At 71.9% G+C, this 26,030-nt stretch carries 18 protein-coding genes and 1 pseudogene; 10 read left to right on the top strand and 9 right to left on the bottom strand.

The genetic code is table 11. From position 1 onward, the window contains the following. The first annotated feature begins 140 nt into the window (after positions 1-140). The 5 genes from trpC (at position 141) to lgt (ending at position 5,323) form a co-directional block, all read left to right on the top strand. Entirely contained in the window at positions 141-950 is an 810-nt protein-coding gene (trpC, locus tag AB0P24_RS17530) for an indole-3-glycerol phosphate synthase TrpC (RefSeq protein ID WP_365794816.1), read from the top strand. Between the two features lie 297 nt (positions 951-1,247). Continuing rightward, positions 1,248-2,531 carry a tryptophan synthase subunit beta gene (gene trpB, locus AB0P24_RS17535; RefSeq protein WP_365794818.1) on the top strand — a complete coding sequence of 428 codons (1,284 nt, stop codon included), beginning with the start codon at positions 1,248-1,250 and terminating at the stop codon, positions 2,529-2,531. Then, positions 2,528-3,346 (top strand): tryptophan synthase subunit alpha, encoded by an 819-nt coding sequence (gene trpA / locus AB0P24_RS17540; RefSeq protein WP_365794820.1) that lies wholly within the window; start codon positions 2,528-2,530, stop codon positions 3,344-3,346. Before trpB ends, trpA begins: the two co-directional genes overlap by 4 nt. Positions 3,347-3,468: 122 nt before the next feature. Beyond that, positions 3,469-4,245: a thioredoxin domain-containing protein gene (locus tag AB0P24_RS17545; protein ID WP_365794822.1), complete on the top strand. Its 777-nt coding sequence runs from the start codon at positions 3,469-3,471 to the stop codon at positions 4,243-4,245. A gap of 91 nt (positions 4,246-4,336) precedes the next feature. Further along, the gene (gene lgt / locus AB0P24_RS17550; RefSeq protein ID WP_365794824.1) at positions 4,337-5,323 is read left to right on the top strand and encodes a prolipoprotein diacylglyceryl transferase; all 987 of its coding nucleotides are present in this window, start codon (positions 4,337-4,339) and stop codon (positions 5,321-5,323) included. A gap of 166 nt (positions 5,324-5,489) precedes the next feature. On the opposite strand, the gene AB0P24_RS17555 is transcribed toward lgt, so the two are convergent. The 7 genes and pseudogenes from AB0P24_RS17555 to AB0P24_RS17585 form a co-directional block, all read right to left on the bottom strand. Further along, positions 5,490-6,311, bottom strand: a complete 822-nt coding sequence (locus tag AB0P24_RS17555; protein ID WP_365794826.1) for a CoA ester lyase — start codon at positions 6,309-6,311, stop codon at positions 5,490-5,492. After that, positions 6,308-7,609 (bottom strand): CoA transferase, encoded by a 1,302-nt coding sequence (locus AB0P24_RS17560; RefSeq protein ID WP_365794828.1) that lies wholly within the window; start codon positions 7,607-7,609, stop codon positions 6,308-6,310. Before AB0P24_RS17560 ends, AB0P24_RS17555 begins: the two co-directional genes overlap by 4 nt. Then, positions 7,606-8,499 (bottom strand): ribokinase, encoded by an 894-nt coding sequence (gene rbsK, locus AB0P24_RS17565; RefSeq protein WP_365794830.1) that lies wholly within the window; start codon positions 8,497-8,499, stop codon positions 7,606-7,608. The genes AB0P24_RS17560 and rbsK overlap by 4 nt, the downstream gene beginning before the upstream one ends. Then, positions 8,496-9,989: an ADP-ribosylglycohydrolase family protein gene (locus tag AB0P24_RS17570; protein ID WP_365794832.1), complete on the bottom strand. Its 1,494-nt coding sequence runs from the start codon at positions 9,987-9,989 to the stop codon at positions 8,496-8,498. Before AB0P24_RS17570 ends, rbsK begins: the two co-directional genes overlap by 4 nt. Then, a complete protein-coding gene (locus AB0P24_RS17575) occupies positions 9,977-11,152 on the bottom strand; it encodes an ADP-ribosylglycohydrolase family protein (RefSeq protein WP_365794834.1) in 1,176 nt (391 codons plus the stop codon). Before AB0P24_RS17575 ends, AB0P24_RS17570 begins: the two co-directional genes overlap by 13 nt. 8 nt (positions 11,153-11,160) lie before the next feature. Beyond that, entirely contained in the window at positions 11,161-12,723 is a 1,563-nt protein-coding gene (locus AB0P24_RS17580; RefSeq protein WP_365794908.1) for an ADP-ribosylglycohydrolase family protein, read from the bottom strand. Positions 12,724-12,852: 129 nt separating this feature from the next. Beyond that, positions 12,853-13,695: pseudogene (locus AB0P24_RS17585) on the bottom strand (ADP-ribosylglycohydrolase family protein); the annotation flags it as partial. Positions 13,696-13,994: 299 nt separating this feature from the next. Between AB0P24_RS17585 and AB0P24_RS17590 the strand changes: the two are divergent. The 5 genes from AB0P24_RS17590 to AB0P24_RS17610 all read left to right on the top strand — a co-directional run bounded on the left by AB0P24_RS17590 (position 13,995) and on the right by AB0P24_RS17610 (position 23,793). After that, positions 13,995-14,726 (top strand): VIT1/CCC1 transporter family protein, encoded by a 732-nt coding sequence (locus AB0P24_RS17590; RefSeq protein ID WP_365794836.1) that lies wholly within the window; start codon positions 13,995-13,997, stop codon positions 14,724-14,726. A 373-nt stretch (positions 14,727-15,099) separates the two neighbouring features. After that, positions 15,100-19,695, top strand: coding sequence for a glutamate synthase large subunit (gltB, locus tag AB0P24_RS17595; protein WP_365794838.1), 4,596 nt, complete (start codon positions 15,100-15,102; stop codon positions 19,693-19,695). Then, positions 19,688-21,148, top strand: coding sequence for a glutamate synthase subunit beta (locus tag AB0P24_RS17600; protein ID WP_365794840.1), 1,461 nt, complete (start codon positions 19,688-19,690; stop codon positions 21,146-21,148). The genes gltB and AB0P24_RS17600 overlap by 8 nt, the downstream gene beginning before the upstream one ends. A 150-nt stretch (positions 21,149-21,298) precedes the next feature. After that, positions 21,299-22,024 (top strand): VWA domain-containing protein, encoded by a 726-nt coding sequence (locus tag AB0P24_RS17605; RefSeq protein WP_365794842.1) that lies wholly within the window; start codon positions 21,299-21,301, stop codon positions 22,022-22,024. A gap of 107 nt (positions 22,025-22,131) precedes the next feature. Then, complete coding sequence (locus AB0P24_RS17610; protein ID WP_365794844.1) at positions 22,132-23,793, top strand: cytochrome bc complex cytochrome b subunit; 1,662 nt, start codon at positions 22,132-22,134, stop codon at positions 23,791-23,793. A 99-nt stretch (positions 23,794-23,892) separates the two neighbouring features. Here the strand turns inward: AB0P24_RS17610 and AB0P24_RS17615 are convergent, their stop codons facing one another. Together AB0P24_RS17615 and AB0P24_RS17620 are read right to left on the bottom strand one after the other, a co-directional pair. Next, positions 23,893-24,852 (bottom strand): acyl-CoA dehydrogenase family protein, encoded by a 960-nt coding sequence (locus tag AB0P24_RS17615; protein WP_365794846.1) that lies wholly within the window; start codon positions 24,850-24,852, stop codon positions 23,893-23,895. A 1-nt stretch (position 24,853) separates the two neighbouring features. After that, complete coding sequence (locus tag AB0P24_RS17620; protein WP_365794910.1) at positions 24,854-25,993, bottom strand: acyl-CoA dehydrogenase family protein; 1,140 nt, start codon at positions 25,991-25,993, stop codon at positions 24,854-24,856. Positions 25,994-26,030: the final 37 nt, after the last annotated feature.

The raw sequence follows: 26,030 nt of genomic DNA on the forward strand, positions 1-26,030 counted from the left end.
TCAACTGGTGAATGTCCAGGTAGTGGGACCGGCGTCAGCTGGATGCGGGGCCGGTGCCGTCCTGCGGATACCATCGGTATGACCATGGGTTTTGACACCCGTCTGGAAGAACCGTCCGGAACCGGAAGGGGACCGCTCGCGTGAGTGTGCTCGACGAGATCATCGACGGAGTCCGTGCCGACCTCGCGGAGCGGCAGGCGCGCGTCGGCCTCGACGAGCTCAAGGAGCGCGCGGCGAAGGCGCCGGCGGCCAAGGACGGCGTGGCCGCGCTGCGCGGTGAGGGCGTCAAGGTCATCTGTGAGGTGAAGCGCTCCAGTCCCTCCAAGGGCGCGCTGGCCGCGATCGCGGACCCGGCCGGGCTCGCCGCGGACTACGAGGCGGGCGGCGCGGCCGTCATCTCGGTCCTGACCGAGCAGCGCCGCTTCGGCGGCTCGCTGGCCGACCTGGAGGCGGTCCGGGCCCGGGTGGACATCCCGGTGCTGCGCAAGGACTTCATCGTCACGTCGTACCAGCTGTGGGAGGCGCGCGCGTACGGCGCCGACCTCGCGCTGCTGATCGTCGCCGCCCTCGACCAGCCGGCCCTGGAATCGCTGATCGAGCGCGCCGAGTCCATCGGCCTCACCCCGCTCGTCGAGGTCCACGACGAGGACGAGGTCGAGCGCGCGGTGGACGCGGGCGCCAAGGTGATCGGCGTCAACGCGCGCAACCTGAAGACCCTGGAGGTCGACCGCTCCACCTTCGAGCGGGTCGCCCCCGAGATCCCCGCCCGCATCGTCAAGGTCGCCGAGTCCGGCGTCCGCGGCCCCCACGACCTGATCGCGTACGCCAACGCGGGCGCCGACGCGGTCCTGGTCGGCGAGTCCCTGGTCACGGGCCGCGACCCCAAGTCGGCGGTGGCCGACCTGGTGGCGGCGGGCGAACACCCCGCGCTCCGGCACGGCAGGCCCTGAGCACCCGGTAGGCTGACCCCGATGACTCTCACCATGACGACCGTGGACCGGTACGCCCGCCTCGCGCGCGGCTGCCGCCCCCGGGGCTGCCGAGCCCCGGCGAGGCGCGTCCACGGCCGTCGGGTGCGTTATGTCATCGGTGACGAGCCCGGCCAGGTGAACGGACGTCGATGGCAGCGCGCCCCAAAGGGGCGCGGGGAACTGCGCGACCAGCCACACACGGCCTGAGGTCGTACACCAGGCTCCGCCCCCACGGCGAACAGTGTTTTTCATCGGCACTCACCGTGAGGTTTCCGCATGCCCAGCGATTTCTTCTTCCCTGACCCCGAAGGCCAGGTGCCCTCGTCCGAGGGCTACTTCGGCGCCTTCGGCGGCAAGTTCATCCCGGAGGCCCTCGTCGCCGCCGTGGACGAGGTCGCCGTCGAGTACGACAAGGCCAAGCACGACCCCGAGTTTGCCCGCGAACTCGACGACCTGATGGTCAACTACACCGGCCGCCCCAGCTCCCTCACCGAGGTCCCCCGCTTCGCGGAACACGCCGGCGGCGCGCGCGTCTTCCTCAAGCGCGAGGACCTCAACCACACCGGCTCGCACAAGATCAACAACGTGCTCGGCCAGGCCCTGCTCACCAAGCGCATGGGCAAGACCCGCGTGATCGCGGAGACCGGCGCCGGACAGCACGGCGTGGCGACGGCCACCGCCTGCGCGCTGTTCGGCCTCGACTGCACCATCTACATGGGCGAGATCGACACCAGGCGCCAGGCCCTCAACGTGGCCCGGATGCGCATCCTCGGCGCCGAGGTCATCGCCGTGAAGTCCGGCAGCCGCACCCTCAAGGACGCGATCAACGAGGCGTTCCGCGACTGGGTGGCCAACGTCGACCACACCCACTACCTCTTCGGTACGGTCGCCGGCCCGCACCCCTTCCCGGCGATGGTCCGCGACTTCCACCGGGTCATCGGCGTCGAGGCCCGCCGCCAGCTCCTGGAGCGGGCCGGCCGGCTCCCCGACGCGGCCATCGCCTGTGTCGGCGGCGGCTCCAACGCCATCGGCCTCTTCCATGCCTTCATCCCCGACGAGGGCGTCCGCCTGATCGGCTGCGAGCCCGCGGGCCACGGCGTGGAGACCGGCGAGCACGCGGCCACCCTCACCGCCGGCGAGCCCGGCATCCTGCACGGCTCCCGGTCCTACGTGCTCCAGGACGACGAGGGCCAGATCACCGAGCCGTACTCGATCTCGGCCGGTCTGGACTACCCGGGCATCGGCCCCGAGCACTCCTACCTCAAGGACTCCGGCCGCGGCGAGTACCGTGCGGTCACCGACGACGCGGCCATGCAGGCCCTGCGCCTGCTCTCCCGCACCGAGGGCATCATCCCGGCCATCGAGAGCGCTCACGCCCTCGCCGGCGCCCTGGAGGTCGGCAGGGAGCTCGGCAAGGACGGGCTGATCGTCGTCAACCTGTCCGGCCGTGGCGACAAGGACATGGACACCGCCGCGCGCTACTTCGGACTGTACGACCCCGATGCCGAGGTCGCCGCCGACGCCACCGCCACCGCCGAGATCGAGGGGGACGCCAAGTGAGCGGGAACATCCGGGCGCTGGACGACGCCCTCGCCGGTGCCAAGGCCGAAGGCCGGTCCGCGCTCATCGCCTACCTCCCGGCCGGGTTCCCGACCGTGGACGGCGGCATCGAGGCGATCAAGGCCGTGCTGGACGGCGGCGCGGACGTCGTCGAGGTCGGGCTGCCGCACAGCGACCCGGTCCTGGACGGTCCGGTCATCCAGACCGCCGACGACATCGCCCTGCGCGGCGGTGTGAAGATCGCGGACGTCATGCGCACGGTCAAGGAGGCCTACGAGGCCACCGGCAAGCCGATCCTCGTCATGACGTACTGGAACCCCATCGACCGTTACGGCGTCGAACGCTTCACCGCGGAGCTCGCCGAGGCGGGCGGCGCGGGCTGCATCCTGCCCGACCTGCCGGTCCAGGAATCGGCCCTGTGGCGCGAGCACGCCGAGAAGCACGGCCTCGCGACGGTCTTCGTCGTGGCGCCGAGCAGCAAGGACGAGCGGCTCGCGAAGATCACCGCGGCGGGCAGCGGGTTCGTCTACGCGGCCTCGCTGATGGGCGTCACCGGTACCCGCGCATCGGTCGGCACGCAGGCCCAGAACCTGGTCGAGCGCACCCGGGCCACCGGCACCGAGCTGCCCGTCTGCGTCGGCCTCGGCGTCTCCGACGCGGCCCAGGCCGCCGAGGTCGCCGGCTTCGCCGACGGTGTGATCGTCGGTTCGGCCTTCGTGAAGCGGATGCTGGACGCGCCGGACCACGCGGCCGGCGTGGCGGCCGTCCGGGAACTCGCCGGGGATCTGGCGAAGGGCGTGCGCGGACAGGCGTGAGCCGTAGGGCCAGGCATGCCCCATAGGGGGCGTCGCCTGGCATAACAGAACATTCGGTCACTCGAACGGGTGGACCTGGGACCGGGGAGGCGCGGTGCGCCTCCCCGGTTCGTTCTGGGGGTGTGAGCGAGAAGAATCGTGACGGAAAGCGGATGGCCCGTGAGCGGCTGGCGGCCGAGCGCGAGAAGCACCGGGCCGCGGAGAAGCGGCGGCGCGCGCTGATCGTGGGCGCGAGCGTCGTCTGTGTCCTGGGCCTGGCGGCGGTGGTCGGCGTGATCGCCGCGAACTCGGGCAAGGACAAGAGCGGTGAGAGCTCGGGCCCGGTCGTGGCGCCCTCCGGCGCGCAGGGCAAGGACAGCCTCGCGATCCCGGTCGGCAAGGACGGCGCCAAGGCGACGCTCACCGTCTGGGAGGACTTCCGCTGCCCGGCCTGCCAGGCCTTCGAGACGGCGTACCGGCCGACGCTCCACGAGCTGGCCGACACCGGCCGGCTCAGAATCGAGTACCACCTGGTCACGCTGATCGACGGCAACCTCGGCGGCAGCGGCTCCCGCAACGCGGCCAACGCGGCGGCCTGCGCCCAGGACGCCGGAAAGTTCCGGGACTTCCACGACGTGCTGTACGAGAACCAGCCGAAGGAGACGGACGACGCCTTCGCGAGCAACGACAAGCTGATCGAGCTGGCCGGCAAGGTGCAGGGGCTGAACACGCCGGCGTTCCAGAAGTGCGTCAAGGACGGCACGCACAACTCCTGGGTCGCGAAATCCAACCAGGCCTTCCAGGCGGCGAAGTTCAACGGCACGCCGACCGTCCTGCTCGACGGCAAGAACATCTACCAGGACCAGACCATGACCCCGGCCAAGCTGAAGCAGCTGGTCGAGGACGCGAACAAGCAGTAGGAGGGGTAAGCGTTTCTCACGCCCCCGTTATGGAGCCGTAGCCGGGCTGGTTGCCGTCGGCCCGGCCCGGCACGGTAGCGTCGACCCTGCCATGGAAGAGATTGCCTACATTCCCAGTCCGTCGCGCGGAGTGATCCACCTCGGACCCATCCCGCTGCGCGGCTACGCGTTCTGCATCATCATCGGTGTCTTCGTAGCCGTCTGGCTCGGAAACAAGCGCTGGATCGCCCGGGGCGGGCGGGCCGGCACCGTGGCCGACATCGCGGTCTGGGCCGTACCGTTCGGCCTGGTCGGCGGGCGTCTCTACCACGTGATCACGGACTACGAGCTGTACTTCAGCGCGGGCCGTGACTGGGTCGACGCGTTCAAGGTCTGGCAGGGCGGCCTCGGCATCTGGGGCGCGATCGCGCTGGGTGCGGTGGGCGCGTGGATCGGGTGCCGGCGCCGGGGCATCCCGCTGCCGGCCTACGCCGACGCCATCGCTCCCGGCATCGCCTTCGCCCAGGCGATCGGCCGCTGGGGCAACTGGTTCAACCAGGAGCTGTACGGCCGCGAGACCCATCTGCCGTGGGCCCTGCACATCACCTCCTCCGAGGGCGGCCGGATCCCGGGCTACTACCACCCGACCTTCCTCTACGAGTCGCTGTGGTGCGTCGGCGTCGGCTTCCTGGTCATCTGGGCGGACCGCCGCTTCAAGCTCGGCCACGGGCGGGCCTTCGCGCTGTACGTCGCCGCGTACTGTGTGGGCCGCGGCTGGATCGAGTACATGCGCGTCGACGACGCCCACCACATTCTGGGCCTGCGCCTCAACGACTGGACCGCGTTGATCGTGTTCCTGCTCGCGGTGCTGTACATGGTGCTCTCCGCGAAGAAGCGGCCGGGCCGGGAGGCGGTGGTCGAGCCGGGCGTCATCGACGGTGAGGCCGAGGCCGGCGGCGACGCGGAGGCCGCCGAGGTGAAGGACGCCGACACCTCCGCGGACGTGGCCGAAGCCGACGCGGGCGCCGGTGCCGGTGCCGAGGACGACGCCGCCGACGAGGTCAAGGACGAGGCCGGCTCGGGGACCAAGAAGAGCTGACCTGCCGCTGTACGACGAAGAGGGCGCCCGGGACCGAACCGGGCGCCCTCTTCGCGTGCGGGCCGTCGGGGTCGCGCCGGGTCCGGCACCGCCGGACCGCGCCGTCGTGGTCCTCGCCGACGCGGCGGAAGAACAAGACCGGCTGCGGCGTGGCCGACGGAAAAGATCACCGGCGGTCGGTCAGGGAGAGGGTTCTGCGGGCCGCGGCCACCACCGCCGCGTCGATGAAGCTGCCGTCGGGAAGGGCTTGGGCGCCTTGTTCTGTGGTGGCTGCCTTGATGACAGTTTCGGCCTGTTCCAGTTCGGCCTCCGTGGGGAGGTAGGCGCGTTCGATGATCGGGAGCTGGCGGGGGTGGATCGCGGCGCGGCCCAGGAAGCCCAGGGCGCGGCCGTGGGCGCAGGAGGCGGCGAGGCCGCCCAGGTCGCGGGTGTCGGGGTGGACCGACTGGGGCGGTGGGGCGAGGCCCGCCGCCCGCGCGGCCACCACGATCCGGGAACGGGACCAGTCGAGGCCGATGTCGTCCCGTACGCCCAGGTCGGCCCGGAGGTCCGCCTCGCCCAGGGAGATGCCCCGCAGGGCGGGGTGGGCGGCGGCGATGGCGTAGGCGTGTTCGATGCCGAGGGCCGATTCGAGCAGGGCGTAGAGGGGGAGTGCGGTGGTCCGGGAGGCGACGTGGCGGATGTCCTCGGGGCTGGTCACCTTGGGGAGGCGCAGGCCGTCGAGGCCGGGGAGGGAGAGAAGGGCCTGGAGATCGGCCTGCGCCCAAGGGGTGTCCAGGGCGTTGATCCGGACGTGGACCGGGACCGGCTGGGAGTGGGTGAGGAGCTCCGCGGTGGCGGCGCGGGCGTAGTCCTTGCGGTCGGGGGCGACCGCGTCCTCCAGGTCGATCACCACCACATCGGTTCCGGAGGCCAGCGCCTTGGCGACGACACGGGGCCGGTCGCCGGGCACGTACAGCCAGGTCAGCGGGAAGGGCGCGGTGGTCATACGGCGCCCTCCGCCCGCAGGACCCGCACCTGGGCCGGGGTCATGCCCAGCTCGGCCAGGACCTCCTCCGTGTCGGCGCCGTGCGGGCGGCCGGTCCAGCGGATCGCGCCGGGCGTGGCCGAGAGCCGGAAGAGCACGTTCTGCATGCGCAGCGGGCCCAGCTCGGGGTCGGAAACGGTGGTGATCGTGTTCAGCGCCTGGTACTGCGGGTCCGCCATGACGTCCCGTACGTCCTGGACGGGCGCCACCGCCGCCTCCGCCTTCTCGAACTCGGCCAGCACCTCGGCACGGGAGCGGGTGGCGACCCAGCCGCCGACGGCCGCGTCGAGGACGTCGGCGTGCGCGGCCCGGCCGGCGCCGGTCGCGAACCACGGCTCGTCGATCAGCTCCGGTCGCCCGACCAGTCGCAGCACGCGTTCCGCGATCGACTGGGCCGAGGTGGACACGGCGACCCAGCTGCCGTCCGCCGTGCGGTAGGTGTTGCGCGGGGCGTTGTTGGCGGACCGGTTGCCGGTCCGTTCCTGGACGTAGCCGAGCTGGTCGTACCAGGTGGGCTGGGGGCCGAGGACGGCCAGGATCGGCTCGATGATCGCCATGTCGACGACCTGGCCCTCGCCGGTGCGGTCCCGGGCGGCGAGCGCGGTCATCACGGCGTACGCGGTGGCCAGCGCCGCGATGGAGTCGGCGAGCCCGAACGGGGGCAGCGTCGGCGGGGCGTCCGGTTCGCCGGTGATCGCCGCGAACCCGCTCATCGCCTCCGCGAGGGTGCCGAAGCCGGGGCGATGGGCGTAGGGGCCGAACTGGCCGAAGGCGGTGACCCGGGCCAGGATCAGGCGCGGGTTGGCGGCGGAGAGTTCCGCCCAGCCGAGGTCCCACTTCTCCAGGGTGCCGGGGCGGAAGTTCTCCACGATCACGTCGGCGGTGGCGGCGAGCCTGAGGAGCGTGGCACGGCCGCCGGGCTTGGACAGGTCGAGGGTGATGGCGCGCTTGTTGCGGCCGAGGAGCTTCCACCACAGGCCGACGCCGTGTTTGGCCGGGCCGTGGCCCCGGGAGGGGTCGGGCTTGGCGGGGTGCTCCACCTTGACGACCTCGGCGCCGAAGTCCCCGAGCAGGGTGGCGGCGAGCGGACCGGCGAAGAGGGTGGCGAGATCGAGGACGCGCAGGCCGGTGAGGGGCGGGAGCGGGGCCTCGGGGTGCGTCGCCGGGCTCGTGGGCGGCACGGGCGTCGTGGGCGGCACGGGCGTCGTGGACGGAGTGGGTGGCGTGGACGGAGTGGGTGGCGTGGGTGTCGTGTTCATGCGGTGTACTGGGCCTCGATCTCCGGGCGGTACGGCATCGACTCCGTCGCCCCCTCCCGCTGTACGGAGATCGCCGCCGCGGCGGCCGCCCAGGACAGGGCCTCCCGGATCGGTTTCTCCTCGGCCAGGGCCACCGCGAGGGCGCCGACGAAGGTGTCGCCCGCGCCCGTCGAGTCCACGACGGTCACCCGGGGGGCGGGGATGACCAGGGGTGCGGCGTCGCGGGTGAGGTAGAGGCTGCCGGCCCCGCCGAGCGTGACGACGACCTGCGGCACCCGGTCGAGGAGCGCGGCCGCCGCGTCGCGCGGGTCGGTGCGATCGGTGAGGGTGGCCGCCTCCCGCTCGTTGGACACCAGCAGGTCGATGCTGTTGAGGAGTTCGAACGGGAGCGGGCGGGCGGGGGACGGCGTGAGGATGGTCCGGACACCGTGCCGGCGGGCGGCCTGCGCTCCGGCCACCACCGCCGCGAGAGGGATCTCCAGCTGGAGCAGGAGCGTCTCGGCGGAGGCGATGACGCCCTCGTCGCCGGGGGAGAGATGGTCGACGGTGCCGTTCGCGCCGGGGACCACGACGATCGCGTTGCCGCCCTCGTCGTCCACGACGATGTGCGCGGTGCCGGAGGGGCCCTCGATCGTGCGCAGCGAGTCCGTGTCCACGCCGGAGTGTTCGAGGGTCTCGCGCATCCGGGCGCCGTAGACGTCGTGGCCGACCGCGCCGATCATCGAGACGGTGGCGCCGGCGCGGGCGGCGGCGATCGCCTGGTTGGCGCCCTTGCCGCCGGGGATCGTGCGAAATGCTCGTCCCGTCACGGTCTCGCCGAGCTGTGGGGCCTTCTCGGCGTACGCGACGAGGTCCATGTTCATGCTGCCCAGTACGGCGATGTGGGTCATGAGCGGGTCGCCTCCAGGTGGGTGAGGTGGGCGAGGGTGTCGAAGCCGGTGCCGTCGAAGCCGGCGACGGAGGTGGCGAGTCGGTTCTTGAGCGGGGTCGTCCAGCGGTCCGGGAGGGCGTCGGGGTCGCCGGCGAGCAGTCCGGCGACGGATCCCGCCGTCGCGCCGTTCGAGTCGGTGTCCCAACCGCCGCTCACGGCACGGCGGACGGAGCCGGTGAAGTCGCCGTCGGCGTGGGTGAGGGCGGCGGCGATCAGGGCGGTGTTGGGGATGGCGTGCACCCAGTGGTGGGTGGCGGAGTGGGTGGCGTGGAGGGCGTCGACGACGGTGTCGAAGTCGGCGTGTTCCTCGGCGAGCCGGATCGCGTGATCGATGGCGTGGGCGAGGCGCGAGCGGGGCGGGACGACGGATCGGCCGGTGCGCAGACAGGCGTGGACGTCGTGGGTGCCGGTGGCGGCGGTGGCGATGACGGCCGCCGTGAACATCGCCGCGTAGACGCCGTTGGCGGTGTGGGTGAGGACGGCGTCGCGGTGGGCCTGTTCGGCCGCGGCGGCCGGGTCGCCGGGGTTGGTCCAGCCGTGCGCGTCGGCGCGGATGAGGGCGCCGATCCACTCGCGGAAGGGGTTGCGGTGGCGGGCGGTGTGCGGGGGTTCGATGCCGGTGAGCAGGTTGCGGTAGGCGACGCGCTCGGCGGTGAAGGTGCGGCCGGCGGGGAGCTCGGCGAGCCAGAGGGCGGCTACGTCGGTGGTGGTGAAGTTCCTGCTGTGGTGTTGGAGCAGGAGGAGGTTGAGGAGAGGGTAGTTGAGGTCGTCGTCCTCGGGCATGCCGTCGATGTTCTCGGCGAGGGAGGTGGGGGCGGAGCGGCGGTTCCAGGGGTGGGCCAGGAGGAGGTCCTGGGGGACGCCGTGGGCGGTGAAGTAGTGGTTCAGGGGCCAGTTGCCGGTGGCGCGGGCGAGTTCGCGGATGGCGTGGAGGGGGAGCTTCTCGACGGGTTTGCCGAGCAGGCAGCCGACGGCCCGGCCCAGCCAGGCGGCGTGGTAGGCGCGGGGGGTGGGGGGCGACGCGGGAGTGGGGACGCCGGCCGGCGCCTGCCGGGCGCAGCTGTGCAGGACGCGGCTGTGCGGCGCCCCGTCAGGGGCGCGAGGAACTGCGCGATCAGCCACGTCGCACCCGCAGCCGCACGAGGGCCCGCACCGCCCTCCCCGTGGCGCATTCGGCCACTGGGGACACAGCGCCTTGATCTCGGCCAGCTCCGTCGGCTCGTTCAACCTGCTCGGGAGGTCCGCGAGTTCGTCGAGCAGGTCCTCCGCCAGCTGGCGCAGATAGCGCGACGCCCGGTCCGGCGACGCGCCCGCGCGCGGCGGCGCGTCCATGCCCCCCGCCGCCCGCCACCTCGCCTCGACGGCCGACGGCTCCCGTCCGTCCTGGCGGGCCTGGCGCAGCTCATGGCCCAGCAGGTCCTCCGGCTGGACCCAGGTCAGGCGGAGCAACTCGGGCCTCCGAGGCGGGCGAAGGACTCCTCGTGGGCGCGGCGGCGTTCCGTGTCGCGGATGAAGATCTCGCGGGTCACGGCGGCCAGCGTGCGGGGCGGTTCCCAGAGGTCGAGGCGGCTGGCCTCCGCGACCTGCTTCGACCACTCCGGCGGAACCGGCGAGCCCAGCGCCCCGGCGATCGCGCCCGCCATCGTCGCGATCGAGTCGCAGTCCCGGCCGTAGTTGACGGAACCGAGGACGGCGTGCCGGTGGTCCCCGTCGGCCACCAGCAGCATGCCCAGGGCGATGGGGAGTTCCTCGATGGCGTGCAGGCGGGAGGGACGGCGGGCGCCGAGGGAGGGGGACCGGTAGTCGGGGCCCACCGTGTCGTAGGGGGCGATCGCGTCGCGGAGCGGGACGAGCGCCGACTCGAAGTCCGTGTGGTGCGCCGCCGTTTCACAGACCTTCTCGATCGCCGTGCGCGTGCCGTCCCTCGCCACGGACAGGCAGACGCCGACCACGGAATCCGCTGTCGCGCCGGGCGCCGTCGCCGCCGCCACCGCCGCCGCGAAGACGCCCGCCGCCTCTCTGCCGTACGACGACTGGTGGGCGCCCGCGACATCCAGGGCCTCGGCGTACGCGGCCCGCGGGTTCGCCGCGTTGACCAGGCCGACCGGGGCCATGTACATCGCGGCGCCGCAGTTGACGATGTTGCCGACGCCGGCCTCGCGGGGGTCGGCGTGGCCGTAGTGGAGGCGGGTCACGAGCCACTTCTCGGCGAGGAAGACGCGGTGGAGGGGGAGGGTCTCCGTCTCCAGTTCCGGGATCCAGCGGGGGTTGGTCATCAGGTCCGGGACCAGGTGGTCGGCGATCGCGTAAGCGTCGAGATGGTCGCGGACCCTGTCGTACACCCGTACCAGCGCATGGGTCATCAACGTGTCGTCGGTGACGTGCCCGTCGCCCTTGTGGTACGGCGCGATGGGGCGGGCGGTGCGCCAGGCGTCGCCGTTCCAGGGGCCGACGATGCCGTGGACGCGGCCGCCGTGCCGTTCGAGGATCTGGTCGGGGGAGTATCCCTCCACCGGACCGCCGAGGGCGTCGCCGACGGCGGCCCCGACCAGTGCTCCGGTGATCCGGTCGTCGAGCGAAGCTCCGGCGCTTTCTTCTCCTTTGGGCGTCATGCACCGAATCATCCACCTGGACGGGCCGGTTGTGTGGCTTCCAGGAGTTCGGCGAGTTCCACGAGGTCGGTGTCGGTGAGGCGGGGGAGGGCGCAGCCGGAGAGGGTGCGGCAGGCGTCCCGCCAGGACTCCGGGATCTCTTCGGCGCCGCCGAGGGCGCCGGTGAGCGCGCCGGTCAGGGCGGGGGCCGAGTCGGCGACCCGGGAGAGGCAGGCGGCGGCGGGCACGGCCTCGGCGATCCGGCCGTGCGCGGCGGTGGCGAGGGCGAGGGCGACCGGGACGGTCTCGGCGGCGGCGATGCCGTAGCTGTAGACGTGGTCGACGATTTGGTGTTCGAGGAGGGGGATCAGGGCGAACGCGGAGTCCGAGGTGCCGGCGAGGGTGAGGGCGTGCCGGGCGTTGCGGCCGATCTCGGTGGCCTCGGGGAGTTCGGTGAGGGCGGCCGCCACGCAGGTTTCGACCTCGGCGCCGACGAGGGCGAGGGCGAGGGCCGCGGCCATGGCCCGGGCGCCGTGCACGCCGTCGCCGTCCTGGGTGTAGCGGGCGTCGAACTCGGCGAGGTCGGCGGCGCGTTGGGGGTCGCCGGGGTAGGCGACGGCGAGCGCGCAGGCGCGGACGCAGGCCGCGTCGTCGAAGTAGTGCGGGTTGTCGTGGCCGGTGGCGGGCGGGCGCAGGCCGGCGGCGAGGTTGCCGAGGCCGGCGCGGACGGAGATGCGGGCGCGCAGCGGGAGTACGGCCGACTCGATCTCCGGGGCGCGTTCGGCCGCGGCGGCGACCTCGGAGGCGACGGCGGTCCAGGTGAGGTCGATGGCGGCGCGGGTACGGAGCTCACGGCTGAGGTCGCCGAGGACGGTGTCGTCGCCGGCGCGCAGGACGGCTTCCGCGGCGAAGGCCGCCCACTCGGCGTCGTCGGAGGGGCCGAGGCGGAGGGGTTCGGGGGGTTGGTTGAGGGCGATGGGGACGGGGAGGGTGGTGGTCGCGTTGTGCTCGGCGAAGGTGTCGAGTTCGCGGGTGAGGCGGCGGGTCCATTCCGGCATGCGGGATGCGCGGTGCCGCGCGGAAGGCCAGCCGGCGGCGTCGCCTGCGGCGAGCCCGAGGAGGAGGCCCTCGATACGACGCCGCTTCACCGGAGTCCCTCGCCGCACCCGGCCCCCAGGGGGCTCCGCCCCCTGGACCCCCGAGACCTCGCCCACCCACCACCCGACTCGGTCGGCCGAAGGGCTGGCGTAGCGGGTTGCGGCTCGGTAGGCAGCGAGGTCGGCGTGGGGGGTGGTGGCTCGGTCGGCGGAAGGGCTGGCGTTGCGGGTTGTGGTTCGGTGGGCGGTGGGGCTGGTGTGGGGGGTGGTGGTTCGGTAGGCAGCGAGGTCGGCGTGGGGGGGTGATGGCTCGGTCGGCCGAAGGGCCGGCGTTGCGGGTTGTGGCTTGGTAGGCGGAAGGGCCGGCGTTGCGGGTTGTAGTTCTGTCGGCAGCGAGGCGGGGGCCGAGGGGCGTGGCTCGGGCGGTGGGAATGCCGGTGGCGAGGGTCGTGGGCCGGTTGTCCTCCAAGCCGCGTCCGTCAGCAGTTCCGCCACCTCCAGTACGTGGCGGCCCCTCATCGACGGCAGGCAGCTGCCCCGGGCCGGGCCGATCGCCGAACCCCACTCCGGTGGGATCGACGTCTCGCCCCGCGTCGCGCCCGCCAGCGCGCCGGCCACCGCGGCTGTCGTGTCCGCGTCGCGCCCCATGTTGACGGCCGTCAGCACCGCGTCCCGGAAGTCGCCGTCCGCCGCCGCGTACGCGCCGAAGGCCAGCGCCACCGCCTCCGGGGCCAGGTCGGTCCAGGGGTAGCCGCCGATGACCACCGCGGCGCGGACCGCCCGTTCGCCGCGGTGGGCGACCGACACCGCGCGACGCAGGGAGCGGGCCGTCCACGAGTCGTCCGGGATCACCGCGAGGGCCGCCGCGACCACCGCCGTCGAAGGGGCCCCGGCCATCGCCGCCGCGACCCCCGCCGCCACCGCCTGGCCGCCGTAGATGCCCTCGCCCTCGTGGCTCACCGAGCCGTCGACGGCGACGAGCCGGGCCGCCTCGGCGGGGCGGCCCGCCGCGAAGACGCCGAAGGGCGCCGCCCGCATCGCGAGGCCGTCGCTCCAGGCGTGCCGGTGCTGGGCGGAGATGGGGGCGGCCAGGCCCCGGCGGAGGTTCTCCAGGGTGCCGCGCTCGCTGAAGCCGGCGCCCTTGAAGGGGCCCTCGGCGCGGTCGGCGATCCACTCGTGCCAGGCCGCCTCGACATGGGCCGGGGTCAGTGCCGAGCCGTGCCGGGCGAGGAGGAGCCCGGAGAAGATCGCGTACTCGGTGTCGTCCGTACCGGCGGGGCGGTCGGTCACGTATCCCGTGATGCGGCCCCAGCGGGCGCGGATCTCGGAGGGCTTCATGTTCTCCGCCGGGGCCCCGAGCGCGTCGCCCACGGCCAGGCCCAGCAGCGCGCCCCGAGCCCGGTCCCGCAGGTCGGAGGCGGGCTCGTCGGGAGCGGGGACCGGCGCGGTGCAGACGATCGATGACATGGGCGGGCCTCTCCGGGAGGGGCTTCGCGCGGGGGCGCGGAACCGTTTGCGGATGTGTCCCACCAACGGCGGTTGACCGCAGCCTGGACGGCCTTCACATCACCCGGTCGACATCTGTGCAGCACCGAGCACGTGTGAGCGGAGAGGTGCAAAACCGCAGGTTAGCCGAGCCTTTCCTTGCTGGCGACGGGGAATGCCGCGACGTATCGTGAGCGTTGTCAAAAGATAGAATGCGTCCAAAGTTAGCTTTGCCTCAGCTTATCTGGAGGCGTGCTGCGAGAACTTTTGGGGGAACCCACATGGCCGTCATCGAGACCCAGGCGTCCCTGCACGAGGCCCACCGCGACAACCACACCCACCGGGACGTCAACGGCGGGTGGCTGCGCCCTGCCGTCTTCGGTGCCATGGACGGACTGGTCTCCAACCTCGCCCTGATGACCGGTGTCGCGGGTGGGGCCGTCGGTCCGCGGACCATCGTCATCACCGGGCTCGCGGGGCTGGCCGCCGGCGCCTTCTCCATGGCCGCCGGCGAGTACACCTCCGTCGCCTCGCAGCGCGAGCTCGTCGAGGCCGAGCTGGATGTCGAGCGCGCCGAGCTGCGCAGGCATCCGCAGGACGAGGAGGCCGAGCTGGCCGCCCTGTACGAGGCGAGAGGCGTCGAGCCGGCGCTCGCGCGGGAGGTCGCCCGGCAGCTGTCCACCGACCCGGAGCAGGCGCTGGAGATACACGCCCGGGAGGAGCTCGGGATCGACCCCGGCGAACTGCCCTCCCCGCTGGTCGCCGCCGTCTCCTCCTTCGGGGCGTTCGCGCTGGGCGCGCTGCTGCCCGTGCTGCCGTTCCTGCTCGGCGCGACCGCGCTCTGGCCCGCCCTGCTGCTGGCGCTCGCCGGGCTGTTCGGGTGTGGTGCCGTGGTGGCCAAGGTGACCGCGCGGAGCTGGTGGTTCAGCGGTCTGCGGCAGCTCGCGCTGGGTGGCGCGGCCGCCGGTGTGACGTACGCCCTGGGTACTCTGTTCGGGACGGCCGTAGGATAGTGCGACTGGTACCTATGCGTTGGGCCGCATAAGTACCCGTTACTCGCTGGTTTCGAATGCTTAACCACCGGGCATGAGCCGTAAGCGCCGCGGGCAATGACGCCTGCCGGGCACCTGTGGGGTGGCGCGACGCTCACCCCGCCCCCGCGGACCGATGGACACGGATCTGTCCGGATCGGTCCCCCACCACCTTGACCGCTTTGTGCGGTACCTCGCCGTACACCCCTGCGGCGTCCGCATGTTGGAACGGTGTATCCAGTTCCCGAGAACCGCTCCATCATGTAACCTGCGTGAAATTTCGCAACAAAAACGCAGAGGGCCAGCGTCGTCCCTCGGCACCTGCTATATGCCACTGACGACGACGGGAGAGCCGATGCGTACGCCGCGCCAGCCGTCCCAGCACTCCACGAATGGCCAGAACTGGTCGTTCATGGATGCTCGCCCTGCTGCGCAGGGTATGTACGACCCCCGCAACGAGCGCGACGCCTGTGGCGTCGGCTTCGTGGCCACCCTCACCGGCGAGGCGAGCCATGCGCTGGTCGAGCAGGCGCTCACGGTTCTGCGCAACCTGGAGCACCGCGGCGCGACCGGCTCCGAGCCCGACTCGGGTGACGGCGCGGGCATCCTCTCCCAGGTGCCCGACGCCTTCTTCCGCGAGGTGGCCGAATTCGAGCTGCCGGCGGCCGGTTCGTACGCCGTCGGTGTCGCCTTCCTCCCGGAGGACGGCACCCAGGACGCGGTCTCGCGGATCGAGACGATCGCCGGCGAGGAGGGCCTCACCGTCCTCGGCTGGCGCGAGGTTCCGGTCGCCCCCGGGCTGCTCGGCGCCACCGCCCGCTCCACCATGCCGGTCTTCCGGCAGGTCTTCGTCACCGACCACGCCAGCGAGGGCATCGCGCTGGACCGCAAGGCGTTCGTGCTGCGCAAGCGCGCCGAGCGCGAGGTGGGCGTCTACTTCCCGTCGCTGTCCGCGCGGACCATCGTCTACAAGGGCATGCTGACCACCGGCCAGCTCGAACCCTTCTTCCCGGACCTGTCCGACCGCCGCTTCGCGTCCGCGATCGCGCTCGTGCACTCCCGGTTCTCCACGAACACCTTCCCGTCGTGGCCGCTCGCGCACCCCTACCGGTTCGTCGCCCACAACGGTGAGATCAACACCGTCAAGGGCAACCGCAACTGGATGCGCGCCCGCGAGTCCCAGCTGGTCTCCGACCTGTTCGGCCCGCAGGAGAAGCTGGACCGCGTCTTCCCGATCTGTACGCCCGACGCCTCGGACTCGGCGTCCTTCGACGAGGTGCTGGAGCTCCTGCACCTGGGCGGGCGTTCGCTGCCGCACTCCGTGCTGATGATGATCCCGGAGGCGTGGGAGAACCACGACTCCATGGACCCGGCCCGCCGCGCCTTCTACGGCTTCCACGCCACGATGATGGAGCCCTGGGACGGCCCCGCCACCGTCACCTTCACCGACGGCGTCCAGGTCGGCGCCGTTCTCGACCGCAACGGTCTGCGTCCCGGCCGCTACTGGGTCACCGACGAGGGCCTGGTCGTCCTCGCCTCCGAGGTCGGCGTCCTCGACATCGACCCCGCCAAGGTCATCCGCAAGGGCCGGCTCCAGCCCGGCAAGATGTTCCTCGTCGACACCGCCGAGCACCGCATCATCGAGGACGACGAGATCAAGTCGACCCTCGCCGCCGCGCAGCCGTACGCGGAGTGGCTGGAGGCCGGCGAGATCGAGCTGGGCGACCTGCCCGAGCGCGAGCACATCGTCCACACCCACGCCTCGGTCACCCGCCGCCAGCAGACCTTCGGCTACACCGAGGAAGAGCTGCGCCTCATCCTCGCGCCGATGGCCAAGGCCGGCGCCGAGCCGATCGGCTCCATGGGCACCGACTCGCCGATCGCGGCGCTGAGCGAGCGCCCCCGGCTGCTCTTCGACTACTTCACCCAGCTGTTCGCGCAGGTCACCAACCCGCCGCTGGACGCGATCCGGGAAGAGCTGGTGACCAGCCTGCGCTCGTCCCTCGGTCCCTCGGGCAACCTGCTCGACCCGAACGCCGCCTCCTGCCGCTCCGTCGTGCTGCCCTTCCCGGTGATCGACAACGACGAGCTGGCCAAGCTCATCCACATCAACGCCGACGGCGACATGCCCGGCTTCAAGGCCGCGACCCTCTCCGGCCTGTACCGGGTCTCCGGCGGCGGCGAGGCGCTCTCCGCGCGGATCGACGAGATCTGCGCCGAGGCCGACGCGGCCATCGAGAACGGCGCCCGCCTGATCGTCCTGTCCGACCGGCACTCGGACGCCGAGCACGCGCCGATCCCGTCGCTGCTGCTCACCGCGGCCGTCCACCACCACCTGATCCGCACCAAGCAGCGCACCCAGGTGGGTCTGCTGGTCGAGGCCGGTGACGTCCGCGAGGTCCACCACGTCGCCCTCCTGATCGGTTTCGGCGCCGCCGCCGTCAACCCCTACCTGGCCATGGAGTCCGTCGAGGACCTGGTCCGCGCGGGCACCTTCCTGCCGGGCATGGAGTCCGAGCAGGCCATCCGCAACCTGATCTACGCCCTCGGCAAGGGCGTCCTGAAGGTCATGTCCAAGATGGGCATCTCGACGGTCGCCTCCTACCGCGGCGCCCAGGTCTTCGAGGCCGTCGGTCTCGAGGAGGGCTTCGTCGAGAAGTACTTCAAGGGCACCGCCTCCAAGATCGGCGGCGTCGGCATCGACGTCATCGCCAAGGAGGTCGCCGCCCGCCACGCCAAGGCCTACCCGGCCTCCGGCATCGCGCCGGCGCACCGTGCCCTCGACATAGGCGGCGAGTACCAGTGGCGTCGCGAGGGCGAGCCGCACCTGTTCGACCCGGAGACGATCTTCCGCCTCCAGCACTCCACGCGCTCCGGCCGCTACGACATCTTCAAGAAGTACACGGACCGCGTGAACGAGCAGTCCGAGCGGCTGATGACGCTGCGCGGCCTCTTCGGCTTCAAGTCGGACCGCCCGGCCATCTCCGTCGACGAGGTCGAGCCCGTCTCCGAGATCGTCAAGCGGTTCTCGACCGGTGCCATGTCCTACGGCTCCATCTCGCGCGAGGCCCACGAGACCCTCGCCATCGCCATGAACCAGCTGGGCGGCAAGTCCAACACCGGTGAGGGCGGCGAGGACCCGGACCGTCTGTACGACCCGGCCCGCCGGTCCGCCATCAAGCAGGTCGCCTCCGGCCGCTTCGGCGTCACCTCCGAGTACCTGGTCAACGCCGACGACATCCAGATCAAGATGGCCCAGGGCGCCAAGCCCGGCGAGGGCGGCCAGCTGCCCGGCCACAAGGTCTACCCGTGGGTCGCCAAGACCCGGCACTCCACCCCGGGCGTCGGCCTGATCTCTCCGCCGCCGCACCACGACATCTACTCCATCGAGGACCTGGCCCAGCTGATCCACGACCTCAAGAACGCGAACCCGCAGGCGCGGATTCACGTCAAGCTGGTCTCCGAGGTCGGCGTCGGCACGGTCGCGGCCGGTGTGTCCAAGGCCCACGCGGACGTCGTGCTCATCTCCGGTCACGACGGCGGTACGGGCGCCTCCCCGCTCACCTCGCTCAAGCACGCGGGCGGCCCCTGGGAGCTCGGTCTCGCCGAGACCCAGCAGACCCTGCTGCTCAACGGCCTGCGGGACCGGATCGTCGTACAGACCGACGGCCAGCTGAAGACCGGCCGTGACGTCGTCATCGCCGCGCTGCTCGGCGCCGAGGAGTTCGGTTTCGCGACCGCGCCGCTCGTCGTCTCCGGCTGCATCATGATGCGCGTCTGCCACCTGGACACCTGTCCGGTCGGCGTCGCCACCCAGAACCCGGTGCTGCGCGACCGCTTCTCCGGCAAGGCCGAGTACGTGGTGAACTTCTTCAAGTTCATCGCCGAGGAGGTCCGCGAGATCCTCGCCGAGCTGGGCTTCCGCTCCATCGAGGAGGCCGTCGGCCACGCCGAGACGCTCGACGTCACCCGCGCCGTCAACCACTGGAAGGCGCAGGGCCTGGACCTGACCCCGCTCTTCCACGTGCCCGAGCTGCCCGAGGGCGCGGCGCTGCACCAGACCGTCGCGCAGGACCACGGCCTGGAGAAGGCCCTGGACAACGAGCTGATCAAGCTCGCCTCCGACGCCCTGGCCGCCTCCAGCGCCACCGACGCCCAGCCGGTGCGCGCCCAGGTCAAGGTCCGCAACATCAACCGCACGGTCGGCACCATGCTCGGCCACGAGGTGACGAAGAAGTTCGGCGGCGCGGGTCTGCCCGACGACACCATCGACATCACCTTCACCGGCTCGGCCGGCCAGTCCTTCGGCGCCTTCCTGCCGCGCGGTGTCACGCTCCGCCTGGAGGGCGACGCCAACGACTACGTCGGCAAGGGCCTCTCGGGCGGCCGCGTGATCGTCCGTCCGGACCGGGCGGCCGACCACCTCGCCGAGTTCTCGACGATCGCGGGCAACACCATCGCGTACGGCGCGACCGGCGGCGAGCTGTTCCTGCGCGGCCGTACCGGCGAGCGGTTCTGCGTCCGCAACTCCGGCGCGCTGGTCGTCTCGGAGGGCGTGGGCGACCACGGCTGCGAGTACATGACCGGCGGTCACGCGGTGGTCCTCGGCCAGACGGGCCGCAACTTCGCGGCCGGCATGTCCGGTGGCGTCGCGTACGTGATCGACCTGAACGTCGACAACGTCAACGCCGGCAACGTCGGCGCCGTCGAGGCCCTCGACGACACCGACAAGCAGTGGCTGCACGACGTGGTGCGCCGGCACGCCGAGGAGACCGGCTCGACGGTCGCCGAGAAGCTGCTCGCCGACTGGGACACGGCCGTGCAGCGGTTCAGCAAGATCATCCCCAGCACGTACAAGGCAGTGCTCGCCGCCAAGGACGCCGCCGAGCGAGCCGGTCTCTCCGAGACCGAGACCCACGAGAAGATGATGGAGGCGGCGATCAATGGCTGACCCGAAGGGCTTCCTGAACCACGGCCGTGAGGTCGCCAAGACCCGTCCCGTCAGCGAACGCGTCAAGGACTGGAACGAGGTCTACGTCCCCGGCTCACTGCTGCCGATCATCAGCGAGCAGGCCAGCCGGTGCATGGACTGCGGCATCCCGTTCTGCCACAACGGCTGTCCGCTCGGGAACCTGATCCCCGAGTGGAACGACTTCGCCTACCGCGAGGACTGGACCGCCGCCTCCGAGCGGCTGCACGCGACCAACAACTTCCCGGAGTTCACCGGTCGCCTCTGCCCGGCCCCCTGCGAGTCGGCGTGCGTGCTCGGCATCAACCAGCCGGCCGTCACCATCAAGAACGTCGAGGTCTCGATCATCGACAAGGCGTGGGAGGCGGGCACGGTCGCTCCGCAGGCCCCCGAGCGCCTGTCCGGCAAGACCGTCGCCGTCATCGGCTCCGGCCCCGCGGGCCTGGCCGCCGCCCAGCAGCTCACCCGGGCCGGTCACACCGTCGCCGTCTACGAGCGCGCCGACCGCATCGGCGGCCTGCTCCGCTACGGCATCCCCGAGTTCAAGATGGAGAAGCGGCACATCAACCGCCGTATCGAGCAGATGCGCGCGGAGGGCACCCGCTTCCGTACCGGTATCGAGATCGGCCGCGACCTCAAGGCGACCGACCTGAGGAAGCGGTACGACGCGGTCGTCATCGCCGCAGGAGCCACGACCGCCCGTGACCTGCCGGTCCCCGGCCGCGAGCTCAAGGGCGTCTACCAGGCCATGGAGTACCTGCCCCTGGCCAACAAGGTCCAGGAGGGCGACTACGTCACCTCTCCCATCTCGGCCGAGGGCAAGCACGTGGTCGTGATCGGCGGCGGCGACACCGGCGCGGACTGCGTGGGCACCGCCCACCGCCAGGGCGCGGCGTCGGTCACCCAGCTGGAGATCATGCCCAAGCCGGGCGAGGACCGGGCGCCGAACCAGCCGTGGCCGACCTTCCCGATGCTCTACAAGGTCACCTCGGCGCACGAGGAGGGCGGCGAGCGGGTCTACTCCGTCTCCACCACCCACTTCGAGGGCGACGAGGACGGCAACGTCCAGTGGCTGCACCTCACCGAGGTGGAGTTCATCGACGGCAAGCTCACCCAGAAGCCGGGCACCGAGCGCAGGATCCCGGCCCAGCTGGTCACCCTCGCCATGGGCTTCACCGGCACCGACCGGGTCAACGGCGTGGTCGAGCAGTTCGGTCTCGACCTCGACGAGCGCGGCAACATCGCCCGCGACGCCGACTTCCAGACCAACGTCCCCGGCGTCTTCGTCGCCGGTGACGCGGGCCGCGGCCAGTCCCTGATCGTCTGGGCGATCGCCGAGGGCCGTTCGGCCGCCAAGGGCGTCGACCGCTTCCTCACCGGAGCCAGCGACCTCCCGGCCCCGATCCGCCCGACGGACCGCTCGCTGATGGTCTGAGGCACACCTCAACAGACGTCCCGTACAAAGGCGTACGGACACTGACGGCGCCTGCCCCCCAGTCCCCGACCGGACGCCAGGGCAGGCGCCGCCGCCTTTCCGCGATCAAGTAGCCTCGGCCTCCTGAACCAGGGCGAGGGGGAGCAGGGCATGGCCGCGATCAGTCTCAGCAAGGTGGAGCGGACCGCGCCCGCGCTGGTCGGCGCGTACAAGTCGGCCGGTGTCTCCCTCACCAAGCACGGCCTCGACGGGCTGCGCGCCGCCGTCTACCTGGTCGTCGACTACTCCGGTTCGATGAAGCCGTACTACGCGGACGGCAGCGTGCAGGCACTCACCGACCGGGTCCTCGGCCTCTCCGCACACCTGGACGACGACGGCCGGGTCCCCGTCGTCTTCTTCTCCACCGACATCGACGCGGTCACCGACATCGAGCTGGCCGAACACACGGGCCGGATCGAGAAGATCGCGGCCGGGCTCGGGCACATGGGCAAGACCAGCTACCACCTGGCCATGGACGCGGTGATCGACCACTATCTGGACAGCGGCGCCACCGACCCCGCCCTGGTCGTCTTCCAGACCGACGGCGGCCCGATCAACAAGCTCGCCGCGGAACGCTACCTGTGCAAGGCGGCCAGGCTGCCGCTGTTCTGGCAGTTCGTCGGCTTCGGCGACCCGCACAGCAAACAGTTCGACTTCCTGCGCAAACTCGACGAACTGGCGGTGCCGGGCAGGCGGGTGGTGGACAACGCGGGCTTCTTCCACGCCGGTCCGGACCCGCGGCAGGTGCCGGACGGCGAGTTGTACGACCGTCTCGTCGGCGAGTTCCCGCAGTGGCTGGCGGCGGCGCGGGCGGCGGGCATCGTACGCGCCGGCTGACCGCGCAGGCCGACTCGGCCGCCCCGGCTGACCTGACGCAGCACCGTTGGCTGTAGCGCTCCGGCGTGCCACCCTGAGGGGTGATCCGGCGGGGAGGCGGGCGACGTATGGACGACGGCGCACGAACGGTGAACGGACAGGCACGGGCAGGGAGTTCCGCCGACCGGGCGGAGCCGCCCGGCAAGGGCGAGAAGCTCGCCGACTGGGCCGACGGGCGGCTCGGGATCTACGCCCTGGCCAAGGCGAACATGCGCAAGGTGTTCCCGGACCACTGGTCCTTCATGCTGGGCGAGGTCTGCCTCTACAGCTTCCTCATCCTGATCCTCACGGGCATCTATCTCACCCTGTTCTTCGAGCCCAGCGGCGCCGAGGTGGTCTACCACGGCACCTACCGGCCGCTGAACGGCATCATCATGACCAAGGCGTACGAGTCGACGCTGCACATCAGCTTCGACGTGCGCGGCGGCCTGCTGATCCGGCAGATCCACCACTGGGCGGCGCTGGTCTTCGTGGCCGGCATGGTCGTCCACATGATGCGGGTGTTCTTCACCGGCGCCTTCCGCAAGCCCCGTGAGATCAACTGGCTGTTCGGCTGGACCCTGCTGTTCCTCGCCATCCTCACCGGCCTGACCGGCTACTCGCTCCCCGACGACCTGCTCTCCGGCACCGGCGTCCGGTTCGCCGACGGCGCGATCCTGTCGATCCCGATCGTCGGCTCGTACCTCTCGATGTTCCTGTTCGGCGGGGAGTTCCCCGGCCACGACATCATCTCCCGCTTCTTCCCGGTCCACGTGCTGCTGCTGCCCGGGATCATGCTGGGCCTGGTCGTCGCCCACCTGATCCTGGTCTTCTACCACAAGCACACCCAGTACCCGGCGCCCGGACGCGACCAGAAGAGCGTGGTCGGCATGCCCTTCCTGCCGGTCTACATGGCCAAGGCGGGCGGCTTCTTCTTCCTCGTCTTCGGCATCCTCGCGCTCATCGGCGGCATCGCCACCATCAACCCGGTGTGGGCCTTCGGCCCCTACCGTCCCGACCTGGTGACCACCGGAGCCCAGCCCGACTGGTACCTCGGCTTCTCCGAGGGCCTGATCCGCGTGATGCCCGGCTGGGAGATCAACGCCTGGGGTCACACCCTGGAACTGGGCGTCCTCATCCCCTTCTCGCTCTTCCCGCTCTTCCTCCTGGCCATCGGCGTCTACCCGTTCATCGAGGCGTGGATCACCGGTGACCCACGCGAGCACCACATCCTCGACCGCCCGCGCAACGTCCCCGTCCGCACCGCCCTCGGCGTGGCCTGGCTCAGCCTCTACTTCGTCCTGCTGGTCGGCGGCGGCAACGACGTCGTCGCCACCCATCTCCATCTCTCCATCAACTCGATCACCTGGTTCGTCCGGATCTCCGTCTTCGTCGTCCCGGTCCTCGCCTTCGTCATCACCAAACGGATCTGCCTCGGCCTGCAGCGCCAGGACCGCGACAAGGTCCTGCACGGCAGGGAGACCGGCCTCATCAAGCTGCTTCCGCACGGCGAGTACATCGAGGTCCACGAACCCCTCGGCCAGGACCGCCTGTTCGTCCTGACCCAGCACGAACAGAACCCGCCGTACGAGATCGGGCCGACCGAGGACGCGAACGGGGTACGGCGCAAGGTCACCGTCTCCCAGCGGGTACGGGCCGGTCTGGCCAAGGGCATGTTCGGCCCCGACACCCACATCCCGAAGCCGACGAAGGAGGAGTACCGGGAGATCACGAGCGGGGATCACCATTGATCACCCGGAGGGACAACGCCCCTTCTTCCAGGGGCCCGGGGCCGTTTTCGACATGCGGCTGGCGCCGCGTGGGCGCGACCAGCCACACACGACTCGCGGCTAACGACGACCGAGAACCACCCTTCTGCACTCGTCCGGCGCCCCCCAAGCCCCCCGCAGGGCACGCGCCTTGGTCAGCCACAACGACAGCTCGTACTCCGCCGTGTACCCGATCGCCCCGTGCAGTTGCAGTGCCGCCCGCGCCGCGGCGTACGCCGCCTCGCACGCGCTGAGCTTCGCCGCCGCCACGTCCGCCGGAGCCATGGTGACCGCCGCACCGAAGACCATCGGCCGCGCGAACTCCAGCGCGATCTTGACGTCCGCCAGCCGATGCCTGACCGCCTGGAACGACCCGACGGGCACGCCGAACTGAGTCCGCTGCCTGACATACGCCACCGTGGTGTCGAGCAGGGCCAGCCCCACCCCCAGCGCCTGCGCGGCCGTGGCCAGCCGGGCCCAGGCCAGTGCCTCGGCCCACGGCGGCTCCGCGCTGATCAGCTCACCGACCGGAAGGAGCGGTGCGAGCCGGCGGGCGGGGTCCAGGGACTGCCGTACCGCCCCGGCGCCGGGGGACAGGCGCAGGCCCTCCGGCGTGGCCGCGAGCCGCACATCGGCCGCGTCCCCGTCCAGCGCGAACCCGTAGCCGTGGCTCTCGAACGCCACCGTGGCCATCGTCTCTCCCGACGCGATCCCCGGCAGGAACCGCTTGGCGAGGCCCTCGCCGTCATCGAGCAGCACCGCCGCCGCCACCGTCTCCGCCACCGGCCCCGGTACCACGTGCCGCCCCAGCTCGACGAAGGCGACGGCGAGTTCCACGGGCCGACGGCCCACCCCGCCGTACTCCTCCGGCACCGCCAGCCCGAACACCCCCGCCTGCGCGACCCGACCCCACAGCGCCCGCCCGCTCGCCTGCTCGCCGCGGCTCCAGTCCCGTACCACCGACGGTGTGTCCGCTGCCGTCAGCAGCGCCCGCAGCGCGTCGGCGAAGTCCCGCTGCTCGGTGTCGAGGAGGAAGCGCATGTCAGCGGCGTCCCTTCGGCAGGCCGAGCAGCCGCTCGGCGATGATGTCGCGCTGGATCTCGTTGGTGCCCGCGTAGATCGGACCGGCGAGCGAAAAGACATAGCCCTCGGACCACGTGGTGTCCGCCAACTCGCCCTCCGCGCCCAGCAGATCGAGCGCCGTCTCGTGCAGCGCCAGGTCCAGCTCCGACCAGAACACCTTGTTCAGGCTGGACTCGGGGCCGAGCGACTCACCGTCCAGGAAGCGGGCGGCGGCCGCGTAGGTGAACAGCTGATACGCGCGGGCGCCGACGACGGCGTCGGCCACCCGGCCCGCGGCCGACGCCGGGCCGCCCCGCGCCTGCCAGAGGTCCCGCAGCCGGTCGGCGGCGGCCAGGAACCGCCCCGGCGACCGCAGCGTCAGCCCCCGCTCGTTCCCCGCCGTCGACATCGCGATCCGCCAGCCCTGGCCGGGCTCGCCGATCACGTCCTCGTCGGGCACGAACACCTCGTCCAGGAACAGCTCCGCGAACGCCGGCTTCCCGTCGAGGCGGCCGATCGGGCGCACGGTCACCCCCGGCGCGCGCAGGTCGAACATCAGGTAGGTGAGCCCCTGGTGCGGCTTGGGCGGGTGCGGCTCGCTGCGGAACAGGCCGAACGCGCGGTCCGCGAAGGCCGCCCGTGACGACCAGGTCTTCTGGCCGCGGAGCAGCCAGCCGCCGTCCGTGCGCACCGCCCTGGAGGTGAGGGACGCCAGGTCGGAACCGGCCCCGGGCTCGGACCACGCCTGCGCCCAGACCACCTCCCCGGTGGCCATCGACGGCAGCACCCGTGCACGCTGCGCCTCGGTCCCGTGCTCGAACAGGGTCGGCGCGAGCAGGCTGACGCCGTTCTGGCCGACCCGGCCGGGCGCGGCCGCCGCCCAGTACTCCTCCTCGAAGACCAGCCACCGCAGCAGCCCCGCGGCCCGGCCGCCGTACTCCTCGGGCCAGGACACCACCGACCAGCGGTCCGCGGCCAGTTCGGCCTCCCAGGCGCGGTGCGCCGCGAAGCCCTCCGCCGTCTCCAGGGAGGGGAGCGGGCGGCGCGGCACATGCGCCCGCAGCCAGGCGCGGGCCTCGGCGCGGAACTCCTCGTCCGCCGGGCTGTGGGTCAGGTCCACGGTCGCCGTCACCGTCCTTCCCTAACAAGTGTTTGGT

This window comes from Streptomyces sp. NPDC086519 (assembly GCF_040686075.1).
GTDB classification, from domain to species: Bacteria; Actinomycetota; Actinomycetes; order Streptomycetales; family Streptomycetaceae; genus Streptomyces; species Streptomyces shenzhenensis.

Bases quoted from the DNA above. Each gene is read 5' to 3' on its own strand.
- trpB (WP_365794818.1), top strand. From the start codon at position 1,248: ATGCCCAGCGATTTCTTCTTCCCTGACCCCGAAGGCCAGGTGCCCTCG.
- lgt (WP_365794824.1), top strand. From the start codon at position 4,337: ATGGAAGAGATTGCCTACATTCCCAGTCCGTCGCGCGGAGTGATCCAC.
- AB0P24_RS17555 (WP_365794826.1), bottom strand. From the start codon at position 6,311: ATGACCACCGCGCCCTTCCCGCTGACCTGGCTGTACGTGCCCGGCGAC.
- AB0P24_RS17560 (WP_365794828.1), bottom strand. From the start codon at position 7,609: ATGAACACGACACCCACGCCACCCACTCCGTCCACGCCACCCACTCCG.
- rbsK (WP_365794830.1), bottom strand. From the start codon at position 8,499: ATGACCCACATCGCCGTACTGGGCAGCATGAACATGGACCTCGTCGCG.
- AB0P24_RS17575 (WP_365794834.1), bottom strand. From the start codon at position 11,152: ATGACGCCCAAAGGAGAAGAAAGCGCCGGAGCTTCGCTCGACGACCGG.
- AB0P24_RS17590 (WP_365794836.1), top strand. From the start codon at position 13,995: ATGGCCGTCATCGAGACCCAGGCGTCCCTGCACGAGGCCCACCGCGAC.
- gltB (WP_365794838.1), top strand. From the start codon at position 15,100: ATGCGTACGCCGCGCCAGCCGTCCCAGCACTCCACGAATGGCCAGAAC.
- AB0P24_RS17600 (WP_365794840.1), top strand. From the start codon at position 19,688: ATGGCTGACCCGAAGGGCTTCCTGAACCACGGCCGTGAGGTCGCCAAG.
- AB0P24_RS17605 (WP_365794842.1), top strand. From the start codon at position 21,299: ATGGCCGCGATCAGTCTCAGCAAGGTGGAGCGGACCGCGCCCGCGCTG.
- AB0P24_RS17610 (WP_365794844.1), top strand. From the start codon at position 22,132: ATGGACGACGGCGCACGAACGGTGAACGGACAGGCACGGGCAGGGAGT.
- AB0P24_RS17615 (WP_365794846.1), bottom strand. From the start codon at position 24,852: ATGCGCTTCCTCCTCGACACCGAGCAGCGGGACTTCGCCGACGCGCTG.